General features: G+C 41.2%; 14 protein-coding genes. 10 read left to right on the plus strand and 4 right to left on the minus strand.

Annotated elements, in window-relative coordinates; genetic code table 11:
• Nucleotides 1–155: ATP-binding protein (locus tag RHS_RS32060; RefSeq protein ID WP_395023577.1), on the plus strand; the 155-nt coding region annotated here is incomplete at its 5' end.
• A complete protein-coding gene (locus tag RHS_RS26385; RefSeq protein ID WP_027295141.1) occupies nucleotides 152–871 on the plus strand; it encodes a response regulator in 720 nt (239 codons plus the stop codon). The genes RHS_RS32060 and RHS_RS26385, both read left to right, overlap by 4 nt.
• 107 nt (nucleotides 872–978) lie before the next feature.
• Here the strand turns inward: RHS_RS26385 and RHS_RS26390 are convergent, their stop codons facing one another.
• Nucleotides 979–1,821 carry a hypothetical protein gene (locus tag RHS_RS26390; RefSeq protein WP_027295140.1) on the minus strand — a complete coding sequence of 281 codons (843 nt, stop codon included), beginning with the start codon at nucleotides 1,819–1,821 and terminating at the stop codon, nucleotides 979–981.
• 331 nt (nucleotides 1,822–2,152) lie between these two features.
• On the opposite strand from RHS_RS26390, the gene RHS_RS26395 reads away from it, so the two are divergent.
• The 6 genes from RHS_RS26395 to RHS_RS26425 all read left to right on the plus strand — a co-directional run bounded on the left by RHS_RS26395 (nucleotide 2,153) and on the right by RHS_RS26425 (nucleotide 7,813).
• Nucleotides 2,153–3,367 carry an ABC transporter substrate-binding protein gene (locus RHS_RS26395; protein WP_044297409.1) on the plus strand — a complete coding sequence of 405 codons (1,215 nt, stop codon included), beginning with the start codon at nucleotides 2,153–2,155 and terminating at the stop codon, nucleotides 3,365–3,367.
• 372 nt (nucleotides 3,368–3,739) lie between these two features.
• On the plus strand, nucleotides 3,740–4,627 hold the full coding sequence (locus RHS_RS26405) for a branched-chain amino acid ABC transporter permease (protein WP_330373895.1): 888 nt from the start codon (nucleotides 3,740–3,742) through the stop codon (nucleotides 4,625–4,627).
• A gap of 8 nt (nucleotides 4,628–4,635) precedes the next feature.
• Nucleotides 4,636–5,607: a branched-chain amino acid ABC transporter permease gene (locus tag RHS_RS26410; RefSeq protein WP_027295137.1), complete on the plus strand. Its 972-nt coding sequence runs from the start codon at nucleotides 4,636–4,638 to the stop codon at nucleotides 5,605–5,607.
• A 2-nt stretch (nucleotides 5,608–5,609) separates the two neighbouring features.
• Nucleotides 5,610–6,368 carry an ABC transporter ATP-binding protein gene (locus RHS_RS26415; protein WP_044297413.1) on the plus strand — a complete coding sequence of 253 codons (759 nt, stop codon included), beginning with the start codon at nucleotides 5,610–5,612 and terminating at the stop codon, nucleotides 6,366–6,368.
• Between the two features lie 13 nt (nucleotides 6,369–6,381).
• Nucleotides 6,382–7,092 carry an ABC transporter ATP-binding protein gene (locus RHS_RS26420; RefSeq protein ID WP_044297415.1) on the plus strand — a complete coding sequence of 237 codons (711 nt, stop codon included), beginning with the start codon at nucleotides 6,382–6,384 and terminating at the stop codon, nucleotides 7,090–7,092.
• A gap of 82 nt (nucleotides 7,093–7,174) precedes the next feature.
• Nucleotides 7,175–7,813 (plus strand): AAA family ATPase, encoded by a 639-nt coding sequence (locus RHS_RS26425; RefSeq protein WP_027295134.1) that lies wholly within the window; start codon nucleotides 7,175–7,177, stop codon nucleotides 7,811–7,813.
• Nucleotides 7,814–7,905: 92 nt separating this feature from the next.
• Here RHS_RS26425 and RHS_RS26430 read toward each other — a convergent pair whose 3' ends face one another.
• The gene (locus RHS_RS26430) at nucleotides 7,906–8,367 is read right to left on the minus strand and encodes a MarR family winged helix-turn-helix transcriptional regulator (protein ID WP_044289528.1); all 462 of its coding nucleotides are present in this window, start codon (nucleotides 8,365–8,367) and stop codon (nucleotides 7,906–7,908) included.
• 1 nt (nucleotide 8,368) lies between these two features.
• Nucleotides 8,369–9,727: a citrate/2-methylcitrate synthase gene (locus tag RHS_RS26435; protein WP_027295132.1), complete on the minus strand. Its 1,359-nt coding sequence runs from the start codon at nucleotides 9,725–9,727 to the stop codon at nucleotides 8,369–8,371.
• A gap of 354 nt (nucleotides 9,728–10,081) precedes the next feature.
• Between RHS_RS26435 and RHS_RS26440 the strand changes: the two genes are divergently transcribed.
• Entirely contained in the window at nucleotides 10,082–12,277 is a 2,196-nt protein-coding gene (locus RHS_RS26440) for an alpha-galactosidase (RefSeq protein ID WP_044297418.1), read from the plus strand.
• Between the two features lie 82 nt (nucleotides 12,278–12,359).
• Here the strand turns inward: RHS_RS26440 and RHS_RS26445 are convergent, their stop codons facing one another.
• The gene (locus RHS_RS26445; RefSeq protein WP_047834851.1) at nucleotides 12,360–13,004 is read right to left on the minus strand and encodes a YesL family protein; all 645 of its coding nucleotides are present in this window, start codon (nucleotides 13,002–13,004) and stop codon (nucleotides 12,360–12,362) included.
• 710 nt (nucleotides 13,005–13,714) lie between these two features.
• Here RHS_RS26445 and RHS_RS26450 point away from each other — a divergent pair.
• A partial coding sequence (locus RHS_RS26450; protein WP_047834852.1) for an extracellular solute-binding protein occupies nucleotides 13,715–14,155 on the plus strand: 441 nt, incomplete at its 3' end.

A 14,155-nucleotide genomic window follows, 5' to 3' on the forward strand; every position in this document is an offset into this window, starting at 1 on the left:
CTGTGGCGGATGGAAGACGAGGTATGGGGCTGGGACTGGCATTATGTAAGTCTATTATTACTGCCCACGCAGGAGATCTCACCATACATGACAACATACCCCATGGAACTATTTTCAGATTTACGCTAAAAGCGGAGGAGGTACACCTAACATGATTAATGGAAAACCACAGATACTGGTAGTTGAGGATGATGCACCAGTCAGAAACCTTATTACAACAACTCTGGAGACTCAGAATTATAAATATCAGACAGCCGTGAACGGCACCCAGGCAATCATGAGCGCCGTATCTGCCAAACCAGACATATTTCTTATGGATCTGGGACTACCGGATATGGATGGTATCGAAGTGATTAAAAAAATACGTTCCTGGTCTGTGGCGCCTATTATTGTGATCAGCGCCCGAAACGATGATAAAGATAAGATCAAGGCACTGGATGCAGGAGCGGATGATTATCTTACCAAGCCTTTCAGTGTAGAAGAACTGTTGGCCAGACTGCGGTCTACACTGCGAAGGATTCAATATCTGGAGTCAAAGGGAAATGTAGAAGAAGCGGTTTTCCGAAATGGTGAGCTGGAGATCGATTACTCTTCGGCGACTGTAAAAGTTGGTGACCGGGAGATTCATCTGATGCCAATGGAGTATAACCTGCTTTGCCTGCTGGCTAAAAATGTGGGGAAAGTCCTGACACATCAGTATATACTGGATAAAGTATGGACAAATGCACTGGAGAGTGATCTGTCATCCCTGCGGGTATACATGGCCACCCTGCGTAAAAAAATAGAACCGGATAAGGAACATGCAAAATATATCCAGACCCATATTGGAATCGGATACCGTATGGTTAGAACGGATAATATGGAAGCTTAATCAGTTATTATATAAAGAGGGCAGTGGAAGATTTACCGTAATAAGCAAATCTTTCACTGCCCTTTTTCCAATGAATAAGGTGTTCTCATTCCAAATGCCATTGGGAGTTATTTTTCTTCGTTTTCCTCAGTTTCCGCAATCTGTAGAAAATCAGCATTAGCTTTTTTGCGATGTGGGATAAAACGGCGGGCAAAATTACCTTTGCCACGATTTTTTACATAGAAAAATCCGATAATGGAAAAGACTACAGCTCCAATGAAGTTTACAAACATATCCTTCATAGTGTCCAGCAGACCGATATCCAGATAACCGCCCAGACCAAGGTCCTTACCATTAATAATAACACTGGTAATATTGTCTATGGTGTATGGCGTATTCCCTCCGCTGGGATCCAGCATAACAGAAGAGATACTGTTTACAATGGTATCCTTTTGCATATCAAAGCCCAGGAACAAATCCATACCGCATTCGAAAAATTCCCAAAGTACGCCGATCGTCATGGAAAAGCAAAAGGCAATCAATGCCATAAAAATAGGAGACAGCTCAAATTTAACTTTTTCACTCCGGTTTAGTATATCCACCAGTGAAAAACCGATTGCCGCAGCAAGAAAGCCGTTCATGGTATGGAGAAGGGTGTCCCACATTGGATAGCGGATATAGAATGATTTTATTTCTCCAAGGATCTCGGCTGCAAATATAAAGAGAAGGATAATAATCTCTAAAGCTGTCGGGAGCTCGATCTTAAACTCCATCTGGACAAAACTTGGAATTACGAGAAGCAGCAGGGTAAGTACGCACAGGAATACATTTTCATAGTTTTGGTTAAAGAGCTGCATAATCATCATAATAATTACAAGTGCCCGTAAAACAAAATAGACCAAAAATGAACTCTTGTGTTCTCTCAGCTCCATGCCAAGAGCTTTCCATATGCATTTCAGTTTTTTCTTCATCAGGGGAAGAATCTCCTTTCTGGGGGTGAATATTCTTAAATTTTTGTATTTAAATGAATTATAACATAAAAAGGAAAATAAGATAGTGGAATTAAGAGGTATCACGAAAAAATTCATTAATCCGGGCTGTGCGGACGAATTTTGGTACGTTTGTACACCAGAGCGGGACATGCAGATAACAGGGATTTATTTTCATGCATACACGGTAAAATGGGGATTGACAAAGAATTTATAAGGAGGTATTATTATACGCAAAGTCCCTGGATTTTCATGAGGGAGCGTCAACCTGAATGCGTGTTTCGGGAAAGATCAAAAGGAGGAAGGTATTATTATGAAAAAGTTTAGACAGTTTTTGAGTGCAATTGCAATTGCATCTATGGTGGCTGCATCATTGGCAGGCTGCGGCGGCGGTGATACGAAGACAACGGAAGCGGGAACTGCAGGCACAACAGAGGCAGCAGGAAATGAAGCGGCTGCAGATACAGGCGATGCAGAGACATTTTTAATCGGGGGTATCGGACCTCTTACAGGAGCAGCAGCATCTTACGGAACCAGTGTAAAACAGGGTGCTGAAATTGCTATTAAAGAAGTAAATGAAGCCGGCGGAGTAAAAGTTGGTGATAAAACTTATAAATTTGCATTAGAATTCGCAGATGATGAAGCAACAGAAGACAAAGCAACACAGGCATACAATTCCTTAATGGATAAGGGAATCAATGCTGTTATGGGCGGTGTAACCAGCGGAGCTTGTATGGCGATTGTTGATCAGACCTATGCGGATGGTATCCTTCAGATCACACCTTCCGGTTCAGCAGACGGATGTATTGCAAATGACAATGCTTTCCGTATCTGTTTCTCAGACCAGGCACAGGGTGTGGCTATGGCAGACTACGCTGTAGATACACTTGGATTAAAGAAGATTGCAGTTATTTATAATGCAGCGGATGAGTACAGTACAGGACTTCAAGCTGCGTTTGAAGAAGAAGTAAAGGCAAAAGGCGCGGAAATTGTAGCCAGCGAAGCATTCCAGACAAATGATGTTGAATTTAACACTCAGCTGACAAAAATTAAAGGAACAGATGCAGATGCAATCTATGTTCCAGCGTATTATCAGGATGTAACTTATATTACAAAACAGGCAGCTGATATGGGAATTGACGTTCAGTTTATCGGTTCTGACGGATGGGACGGTGTCTTAGACACAGTAACAGATAAATCTACCGTAGAAGGATGTATCTTCTCCAGCCCGTTCTGTGCAACGGTAGATGATGCCAGAGTTCAGAATTTCGTAAAAGCTTATCAGGATGCTTATAAAGCAACTCCTGACCAGTTCGCAGCAGATGCATACGATACAGTATATACATTCAAAGCAGCAATGGAAAAAGCAGGAACCATTGAAAGTGCAGATTTAATTGCAGCTATGCCTGAAATTTCTGTTGATGGACTGACCGGTGAAGGTATGACTTTTGAAGCAGCTGGATCTGCAGTTAAAGCAGTTAAATTCGTGGAAGTAAAAGACGGAGCTTATAAGTATACAGATAACTAAGGAACGCACATTTTGGCATCAGTATCTTTAGAAAATGTGTCCTTCCTTTGGAATGAATCTCCAGCAAAGTGTGACGCACAGTTGTCAGAGAGCAATATAGAATATGCTCTGAGAAAAAAGAAGACAGTGAGGAAAAGCTGTCTTCTTTTTTTAACAGATGAGTGTTTGCTGCAGACAGACATTTGTTCGACGGGAGAAATTCGATGTGATCTGGAGGAAATATCCCTTTACAGGGTAAAAATGCATATTTATTACGACAAATTAATGGTAAATTTCATTTTTTTCTCGATAATTCTTGCAAGCACATCTTAATTATATTACAATAAAAAAAGTTAGTTTAGATAACTAATGAATTGAGAAAGGTGGAGAGAAATGGACCTGATTAACAATATTTTAGAACAATTAATTAATGGTTTGAGAACAGGAAGTATCTATGCCTTAATTGCTCTGGGTTATACGATGGTTTACGGTATTGCGAAAATGATTAACTTTGCCCATGGCGATATTATTATGGTAGGAGCTTACTCTCTGTATGTATTTGTGGCATTGCTGCATCTGAACCCGGTTGCAGCCATTTTATTGACAATAATAGTATGTGCCGTCCTGGGTGTTGTAATTGAAAAAGTGGCATATAAGCCTCTGAGAAATGCACAGCCGCTGGCTGTATTGATTACAGCCATTGGTGTCAGTTATCTGCTGCAGAATCTGGCATTGCTGATCTTTAAGGCAACCCCGATTCCGTTTGGCTCGATTATTAAAGTTCCCTCTGTTAAGATTGGTTCGCTTAACATTTCCGGAATTACAATTGTAACTCTGGTTGTAACTACAGTTTGTATGATTGCCCTGACAACATTTATTAACAAGACAAAGGCCGGCAGGGCGATGCGTGCGGTATCGGAAGATAAAGGTGCTGCAGAACTGATGGGAATCAGCGTAAATAAAACAATTTCTATGACATTTGCAATTGGATCTGCGCTGGCAGCAGTTGCGGGAATTTTATTTATAGCACAATATGAGACACTGCTGCCCACATTGGGAGCTCTTCCGGGAATAAAGGCTTTCGTAGCTGCAGTACTTGGCGGTATAGGAAGTATTCCTGGCGCAATGCTTGGAGGGATTCTCCTGGGCGTGATTGAAAGTCTTTCCAAAGCGTATATTTCCACACAGCTGGCAGATGCAATTGTATTTGGCGTTCTGGTTATCGTACTTCTTGTGAAGCCATCAGGTTTGCTTGGCAAGTTGAAGATTGAGAAAGTGTAGGTGGGATCATGAAAGACAAGAAGAAATTAATTATAAATGCAGTGATTGCAGTTGCAGTTTATGCTGTCGTTATGGTATTGGTTAATGCAGGAGTATTGAGCCGCCAGATGATGTCCCTGATCATCCCGATCTGCACCTATGTCATGCTGGCTGTATCACTTTGCCTGGTAGTTGGGTTTTTAGGTGAATTAAGCCTTGGGCATGCCGGCTTTATGTCGATTGGGGCATATACCGGAGCGCTTGTCATGATAGGCACGAAGAATCTGCCATCTCTGGTAAGCCTAATTCTTGGACTATTGGTAGGCGGTATCTGTGCGGCTCTCTTTGGTTTGTTAATTGGTATTCCGGTTCTCAGACTGAGAGGGGATTATCTGGCAATTGTAACTCTGGGATTTGGTGAGATTATCAAGTCAATTATTAACTCCATGACTGGAATTACAGGTGGTGCAAAAGGTCTTTCCAAGATTCCTTTAAACACTACATACCGAAACTTCACAGTGGTATTTATATTGACGATGATTGTGATTATTGTAGTAGCCCATCTGGTTAATTCCAGACATGGACGTGCTATCTGCGCAGTACGAGATAACTATGTGGCTGCCCAGGCAGTTGGTATTCCGGTCAGTAAATTCAAAATTATGGCATTTGTTGTGGCTGCATTCCTGGCTGGTATGGCCGGTGTTGTATATGCAGGTAATATCGGTATTTTGAAACCGGCTAATTTTGATTATAACACATCTATTGAGATTCTGGTTATGGTAGTACTCGGCGGCATGGGAAATATTAAAGGTTCTATTATTGCAGCCGTGATACTGACAGCACTTCCGGAATTACTCCGCGGCGCTGCAGATTACAGAATGCTGATTTATTCGATTGTACTGATTGCGCTTATGCTGTTTAATAATTCTTCCTTCAAGAAAATGATGATGGAAAAGAGAAACATGCGGCAGTCTGACAAAGTCCGGAAGGAGGGAGTATAAGTATGGCATTATTAGAAGTGAAAAGCCTGGGTATCTCCTTTGGAGGACTTCGGGCGGTAGATAACTTGAATATGAGTATTGAAGAGGGCAGCCTGGTTGGATTGATCGGACCAAACGGTGCAGGAAAGACAACGGCATTCAACCTGCTCACCGGAGTATACCTTCCGACGGATGGAACGATTACCCTGGACGGGAAAAGTCTGGTAGGGCTGAAGCCGGATCAGATCTGCCAGGCAGGTATTGCAAGGACATTTCAGAATATCCGTCTGTTCGCCCAGATGTCGGTGCTTGACAATGTTAAGGCGGCCCTTCATAATGAAATTAAGTATACCCTTGCTGAAAGTATCCTGCATTTGGGATCTTTTGCGAAAAAAGAAAAAGAAATGGATGAACATGCCATGGAGATCCTGAAAGTATTTGAACTGGATCAATATGCTGATGTTCTGGCATCAAATTTACCATACGGAAAACAGAGGAAGCTGGAGATTGCCAGGGCCCTGGCTACAAAACCAAAACTTCTTCTGCTGGATGAACCGGCTGCCGGGATGAACCCAAATGAAACAGCAGAGTTAATGCATACGATAGAGCTGATCCGGAAAAAGTTTCATGTTACAATTCTTTTGATCGAACATGATATGAAGCTGGTTGCGGGAATCTGTGAATATCTGTATGTATTAAATTTTGGTACGGAACTTGCAAATGGAAAACCTGAGGATGTGCTTAATGATTCGAAAGTAATCACAGCATATCTGGGCGAATAGGAGGTGGATTACAATGGCTATGTTAAGTGTTACTGACCTGAAAGTAAATTATGGTGTAATCCAGGCGATTAAAGGTATTTCCTTTGAAGTAAACGAGGGAGAAGTTATTGCACTGATCGGAGCAAACGGTGCCGGTAAAACTACAATACTTCATACGATCACAGGATTGATTCCTTCTAAAGCAGGTAAGATTGAATTTGAAGGCAGGGATATTACGAAGCTGCCCGGACATAAAATTGTAACGCTGGGAATGGCTCATGTGCCGGAAGGCCGCCGTGTTTTTGCAGACCTGAGTGTATATGAGAACCTGATTCTGGGAGCTTATACGAGAAAAGATAAAGAAGAGATAGCATCTACCCTGAATATGGTTTATAAGAGATTCCCCCGTTTGGAAGAGAGAAAGAATCAGTTATCAGGAACCCTTAGCGGTGGAGAGCAGCAGATGCTTGCAATGGGACGCGCTTTGATGTCACATCCCAGGATAATTTTAATGGATGAGCCATCTATGGGGCTGTCACCTATTTTTGTAAATGAGATCTTTGATATTATCAAAGAAGTCAGCGCAGGCGGCACAACCGTACTGCTGGTAGAACAGAATGCAAAAAAGGCATTGTCTATAGCCGACCGGGCATATGTACTGGAAACAGGTAATATTGTAAAAGAAGCAGAAGCATCTGTTTTAATGATGGATGATTCCATTAAGAAAGCGTATCTTGGAGAGTAAAAGGCCGAACTATCGTGCCTGTCCGGGCAGCTTGGCGGGGATTGCCAATGATATTTAAGAGATGGCAAAAAAGGAGGTCCTTATGGAAAATGTAATAGTAACGATTGCAAGGCAGTATGGCAGCGGCGGAAAGACAATTGGTGAGATGTTTGCCAAGAAAAACAGTATCAATTGCTATAACAGGGAGATTTTAAGAATGGCTTCCGATGAAAGCGGTATTGATGAAAAACTGTTTAACCAGGCAGATGAAAAGTTAAAAAGCAGTCCGCTGTTTGGAATCACAAAAAAGGTTTATAAAGGAGAGCTGATTCCGCCGGAAAGTGATGATTTTGTATCCAATGACAATTTATTCAATTACCAGGCAAAGGTAATTAAGGAATTGGCACAGGAAGAATCCTGCGTCATGATCGGACGATGTGCAGACTTTGTTCTTCGGGACAATCCAAATGTTGTCAGTGTGTTCGTACATGCACCGAAGACCTATTGTATGGCGAGAGCTTTGGAACGGTCCTCCCTTGGATGGAAGGAAATGGAGAAATTTATAGCCAAAACGGACAAATACCGTGGTGACTATTATCGTTATTACACGGGAAGAGAATGGAATGATGCAAGAAATTATGACTTGTGTCTGGACAGCAGTAAACTGGGATTTGATAAGTGTGTCGAGGAGATCGAAGCATATATTAAAATTCGCTTCCGTGAAATGCTAGAGCCTGTTTGAAAATGGCTTATAGCTAATGATCAGGAAGGAATAAAAAACTCCATAACCCATTGAAAAAATGGGCTATGGAGTTTTTTGAATAAATGGCTTTATTATTTAGCAGGATTTGGGCCCTCCAGATAATTCCAGGCATTGTCTATTAGAATCTTCATGATTCGTTCTACTTCCCGGGCATCTGAATCGGTCAGGTGTTCAGTGAGAATCCGGTTCCATTTTTTTCGAACTTCATAAAGTTTCTGGATTGCGTCCCTGCCATGGGAGGTAATGAAAAGGCGGCTGATCCTTCTGTCATATTTATCCTTTTCACGAACAACATACTTGAGTGTTTCCAGTTTCCGAATGGCTCTGGCAGTTGTTCCTTTGTCAAAGTGTTCGGTTCCGGCCAGATCTAATATACTGATACCTTCATGGTCAGCTATGTGCAGCAGAAAAAATTGCTGGCCGCCGCTGATTCCTATTTCTTCCAGCTCGCGGTCATAATACCGCTGGCTCAAGCGGTACAGAGATGATGCAAGCCGGCTTATAGGATAAATAATATCATCATCGGTATTCATTTTATTTACGCTCGCTCATCGGGATGTAATCACCGTCATCCAGAACACTCTTGTATGCGGGACGGATAATTTTCCCCATATTCATCAACTCTTCCAGGCGGTGTGCGCTCCAACCAACAATTCTGGCAATTGCAAATATAGGGGTAAAGAGCTGCTCCGGGATATCCAGCATGCTGTATACAAATCCGCTGTAGAAGTCCACATTGGCGCTGACACCTTTGTAGATTGCCCGTTCTCCGGCGATGATGCGAGGAGCCATGTTCTCGATCATGGAGTATAATTTATAATCTTCTTCCCGATGTTTGTCTTCGGAAAGCTGCTTAACAAAGGATTTTAACACCTGTGCTCTTGGATCGGAAATGGAATAAACAGCATGTCCCATACCATAGATCAAGCCTTTACGGTCAAATGCCTCACCCCGCATTAATTTTTCAAGGTAGTCACGTACCTGATCTTCGTCGGTCCAGTCACTGACGGTTTCTTTTAAGTTCTGAATCATTTCTACAACTTTAATATTTGCACCGCCGTGTTTTGGTCCTTTCAGGGAAGCCAGGGCAGCTGCAACTGCGGAATAGGTATCTGTTCCGGAAGAGGTAACTACGTGAGTGGTAAAGGTGGAGTTATTACCGCCTCCATGCTCCATGTGAAGGATTAGAGCAAGATCCAGGACACGAGCCTCCAGGTCAGAATAGTTTTTATCCGGACGAAGCAGTCTTAAAAGGTTTTCAGCAGTGGAAAGGGTCGGATCCGGCTGATGTATGTACAAACTTTCGTCGCACTCATAATGATTGAAAGCATGGTATCCATAGACGGCAAGCATAGGCATGACGCTAATGATCTTCAGAGACTGCTGCAGTACATTTTCCACAGAGATGTCATCCGCTTTCGGATCATAATAGGACAGTGTGAGAATGCTCTTGGCAAGGGAATTCATCATGTCTTTATTTGGAGCCTTCATTACAACGTCACGGACAAAATTTGTTGGAAGTGTACGATAACTTCCGAGTAATTCCTTGAAATCATCCAATTGTTTCTGGTTTGGCAGATTACCGAAAATTAAAAGATAAGCTGTTTCTTCATATCCATAGGTGTTTGTTGAAATAAAGCCCTGAACGAGATCCTGTACATTTACACCACGATACAGAAGCTTCCCTTCACAAGGATAACTCTTTCCGTCTTTTTCAATAGAAGACTGAATATTCGATATTTTGGTGAGACCGGTCAGGACACCCTTGCCGTTAATATCGCGGAGGCCTCTTTTTACGTTGTACTTCTCGTAGAGTTCAAGGTCGATTTTACCATTTTCTTTGCATAGATCGGTTAATTTCTTTAGTTCCTGTTGTTCTTTATCATAGTTCATATAAATCAATCTCCTTTTCTCAAAAATATTTCAGAAATGCCAGAGCACAGGACCTGGTTCTGATAAGCAAGTGCAAATGATTGCGCATGCAACTAAAAAAAGAATACCATAAAATGATTGCACATGCAACTATTTTAGGAAAATTTTATATTTTATTTCACAGTTCCTGCAAGTTGTGAGTAGGAATTCACAAATTCCCATATATTCGCGTGAAAACTCCATTCATTTCAATCATAATATATGATAAGATTTAAAAAAATCACAAGAGCGTATAAAAAATGTATCTGTCACGATATACAGTCCGTTTTCATTAATGATTTTTATACAGGTTCTTAGAGGAAAAGGAGAATAGATATGGGAATTGCAGTAAATGAACAACAGAAGTTATTTACTTTAACTACTGATAGCGCTGCCTATCAGATGAAAGTAAATGCTTGGGGGATACTTCTTCATCAGTATTATGGAGGGAAGACAGATGAGGAAGATATGGGATATCTTGCACAGATGTGGGATGTGTCATTTGCAGGAAATCCTTATGAGACAGGCAGAGACCGGACATTTTCACTGGATGTACAGCCTCAGGAGTATACCAGTAATGGAGTGGGAGATTACCGCATTAACAGTATTGAAGTTGAGAACGCAGACGGTACACGGGGAACTGACCTGCGTTATGTATCTTATCGCATAATACCCGGAAAATATGCGCTCCAGGGACTACCGGCTATGTATGGTGAGAAAGAAGATGCGGACACCCTGGAAATTGTATTAAAGGACACTGCTACTGATCTGGAGGTTACTTTATACTACAGTGTCTGGGAAGAATTTGATATCATTACAAGAGCAGTGAAAATTAAAAACGGGAATCAGGAGCCTGTTCGCTTAGAAAAAGCAGCTTCTGTCTGCCTGGATCTCCCCTATGGTGACTGGGATATGATGCATTTCCATGGGCGCCATGCCATGGAGCGTCAGATGGAGCGGGTTCCTCTTTTTCATGGAATCCAGTCAGTTGGCAGTACAAGAGGAGCATCCAGCCATCATCACAACCCGTTTGTAATTTTGTGTGATAAAGAGGCAACGGAAGATTACGGAAACTGTTATGGAATTTCTTTGGTTTACAGCGGTAATTTTGAAGCGCAGATTGAACTGGACCAGTTGAATCAGGTGAGAGCAGTTATGGGCATCAACAGCCAGAAGTTCGCTTATACATTACAGCCGGGAGATGAATTTATAACCCCGGAGGTTGTGATGGTTTACAGTGGGGAAGGCTTAGGTGCAATGTCGAGAAAACTCCATAAAGCCTACCAGAATCATTTATGCAGGGGAAAATACAAGAAGCAGAGAAGGCCGGTTCTTCTAAATAACTGGGAAGCAACTTATTTTGATTTTAATGAAGAAAAGCTGTTGGAAATTGCAAAAGGTGCTGCAAGTCTGGGGGTTGAAATGCTGGTTATGGATGACGGCTGGTTTGGTATTCGAAATGATGACAATACCGGACTGGGTGACTGGTATGTAAACACACAGAAATTAAAAGGCGGGCTGGAACCACTTGTTAAACAGGTAAATGACCTGGGATTAAAATTTGGAATCTGGCTTGAGCCGGAAATGGTAAGCGAGGACAGTGATTTATACCGGGCACATCCGGACTGGGCATTTACCATGCCAGACAGGAAGCCTAACCGTTCCCGCTTCCAGCTGGTTCTGGATATGACAAGAGAAGATGTAAGGGATTATCTGTTTGAGAAGATCAGTAAAGTTCTGGACAGCGCTAATATAGAATATGTAAAGTGGGATATGAACCGCAGCATTTGTGATTTGTACAGCGCAGACCTTCCAAAAGACCGTCAGGCAGAGATACCACATCGTTATATTCTTGGACTTTATGATCTTCTGGAAAAGTTGACAGGGAAATATCCAGATGTGCTGTTTGAAGGCTGCAGCGGCGGCGGCGGACGTTTTGATCCGGGAATGCTTTATTATTCACCTCAGTATTGGTGCAGTGATGATACGGATGCCATCGAAAGAATTAAGATTCAGTATGGTACATCTTTCGCATATCCTATTTCTTCCGTAGGATCTCATGTTTCGGCAGTTCCCAATCATCAGACGGGAAGGCTGACTCCTTTTGAAACCAGAGGTGTAGTGGCAATGGCTGGAAGCTTTGGCTATGAACTTGATTTGAACAAGCTTTCAGATGAAGAAAAAGGGATGGTAACAGAGCAGATAGAGAGGTTCAAAAAATACTATGATGTGATTCACTATGGTGATTACTATCGTCTTTCCAATCCATTTGAACGGGATGATTATGCAGCCTGGGAATACGTTTCCGGAGATAAATCAGAGGCCCTTCTGCATGGTGTGGTACTTCATGCAAAAGCGAACATGGTGAGAATACATGTGAAGCTAAAAGGTCTGGATCCGGATAAGATTTACCGTGTAAATGGAACCGATGAAATTCATAGCGGTAAAGCCCTTATGCACGGTGGTATATTATTCCCGCGTACAAGTGGTGATTATCAGGCTGTGGAGATTCTGCTTACAGAAGTTTCATAACCCGGTTACGTAAAAAGGGCTCTGGCATGATGTGAAATGCCAGAGCCTTTAATCGTAATTGCTCATTTCTTAGATTTTTGATTCAGGCTGTTTCTATATCTTCCTCTGCAGGAAGATATTTCTTAAAAATCCTATAAAAAAACCAGGAACAAATCAGTGCTAAAAGAGCAAATCCAAAGAAAAACCAACAGAACAAGTATAATGGAGCCAGTTTCAAATCCGTAAATGTCAGGCTTAATGGAATCACCCATAGCAGGGCCATAACTACTGTGGAAGGAATGTGCATGTAAGTGAATAAAAATGCATTCTTCAGCAGGTTTTTTGTGGTGTTTGCAAATGCTCCGATAACCGGGAAAATGTAAAGCAGTTCAAATACGACAATTGCTGATATACCGTAGGAAAGATATTTGAGGATGTTTCCATAGGAGGATTGCTGTGTAACTAAAAACTGTATATTAAAAATCAGCATTACGGCAATTACGACAAATACCAGCCAAACAATAGTCGATTGCTTAAAGTTTTCTTTAAAAGACTTTATAAAATCTTTTCGAGCCACGGTTTCATCTCCTTTTATAATCTTCATACAGGAGTAGTAGAGTGCGGCAGCCGATGCTCCAATGGTGAACAGCGGTATGGAGCAGAGAATAAATAAGATATTCAAAGTAATAATATCACCTACTTTACCGAAAAATCTGTTTAAAAAATTGTCAGGGTTTAAGAATCCCATAAATGGTCCCACCTTTCTGGTATCTCATACAGAATAACTGTATTTTTAATAAGAAATATAGTATAGCAGATGTTACAAATCATTGTCAAAAATTATAAGTACAATTTGGTAAAATAGCAATGGTATATTGTAAACAATCTATGTTAATTTGAAGAAAGATATATTCTTACACATTCTATAATATGTCCCGTTTATAATCAGAAATTGAAATTATGGCAGGTAATATGAGGAAAAACAGTATGATAAAGTATTTTATTTTGGAATCTGGCTAGAATAGTGATCAGGACGTGCGCCGTTTCTGTCAAAATATATTGTTCGATTGTGTAAAATGAAGAAGAATTTCAATAAAAATGCTATGGAAAAATGTCGGATATACATGGAATACAATAAAAAACATGGAAAAATGTGATATATACATGGCACTAGAATATAAAAATGCACAAAAAAATATATAAAAGATAGCAATAATGTGCAAAAAACAAATGCACATTTTTGTGGATTTCAAAGGGAAACCCTTTAAGTGGTCAAAATGCACATAAAAAATAGGTTTAATTATGGATAAATAACATTTTGACATAAAAACACTACGATTAACCATTTAACATTTTACCATATTTGTTATAATAAGGACAAGTTAGAAAACACCGAATGAAAAATGGTGAGAAATTTGGAACTATAGACAATATTTATTTTTATAGGAGGAAATAAGTATGAAATTGAAAAAGGTAGTAACTTTAACTATGGCAGCAGCAATGGCTTTATCCCTTACCGCATGCGGCGGTGGTTCCGGAAGTACGGAAGGAACAAAAGCACCGGAGACACAGGCTGCGGGTGAAACTCAGGCAGCAGGTGACAGTGAAGCAGCATCAGAGAATACTGCTTCCGGAGATACATTATCCGTTATGATCTGGGATGCAAACCAGGAACCGGGTATCAATGAGATTCTTGGCGACTTCACAACAAAGACCGGAATTAAGACAAACCTTCAGGTAGTAACCTGGGACGAGTATTGGACACTGTTAGAAGCAGGTGCCCAGGGCGGAACATTACCGGATGTATTCTGGATGCACTCTAACGAAAGTTCCAGATATATGTCCAACGACATGTTATTAGATTTAACAGATAAGATTTCAGGCAGTGATGTGATCGAC

The sequence above is a fragment of the Robinsoniella sp. RHS genome (genome assembly GCF_001029355.1).
GTDB classification, from domain to species: Bacteria; Bacillota; Clostridia; order Lachnospirales; family Lachnospiraceae; genus Robinsoniella; species Robinsoniella peoriensis.

Excerpts from the sequence above, each read along its gene's own strand:
- RHS_RS26385 (WP_027295141.1), top strand. The coding sequence starts at position 152 with ATGATTAATGGAAAACCACAGATACTGGTAGTTGAGGATGATGCACCA.
- RHS_RS26390 (WP_027295140.1), bottom strand. The coding sequence starts at position 1,821 with ATGAAGAAAAAACTGAAATGCATATGGAAAGCTCTTGGCATGGAGCTG.
- RHS_RS26395 (WP_044297409.1), top strand. The coding sequence starts at position 2,153 with ATGAAAAAGTTTAGACAGTTTTTGAGTGCAATTGCAATTGCATCTATG.
- RHS_RS26405 (WP_330373895.1), top strand. The coding sequence starts at position 3,740 with ATGGACCTGATTAACAATATTTTAGAACAATTAATTAATGGTTTGAGA.
- RHS_RS26410 (WP_027295137.1), top strand. The coding sequence starts at position 4,636 with ATGAAAGACAAGAAGAAATTAATTATAAATGCAGTGATTGCAGTTGCA.
- RHS_RS26415 (WP_044297413.1), top strand. The coding sequence starts at position 5,610 with ATGGCATTATTAGAAGTGAAAAGCCTGGGTATCTCCTTTGGAGGACTT.
- RHS_RS26420 (WP_044297415.1), top strand. The coding sequence starts at position 6,382 with ATGGCTATGTTAAGTGTTACTGACCTGAAAGTAAATTATGGTGTAATC.
- RHS_RS26425 (WP_027295134.1), top strand. The coding sequence starts at position 7,175 with ATGGAAAATGTAATAGTAACGATTGCAAGGCAGTATGGCAGCGGCGGA.
- RHS_RS26430 (WP_044289528.1), bottom strand. The coding sequence starts at position 8,367 with ATGAATACCGATGATGATATTATTTATCCTATAAGCCGGCTTGCATCA.
- RHS_RS26435 (WP_027295132.1), bottom strand. The coding sequence starts at position 9,727 with ATGAACTATGATAAAGAACAACAGGAACTAAAGAAATTAACCGATCTA.
- RHS_RS26440 (WP_044297418.1), top strand. The coding sequence starts at position 10,082 with ATGGGAATTGCAGTAAATGAACAACAGAAGTTATTTACTTTAACTACT.
- RHS_RS26445 (WP_047834851.1), bottom strand. The coding sequence starts at position 13,004 with ATGGGATTCTTAAACCCTGACAATTTTTTAAACAGATTTTTCGGTAAA.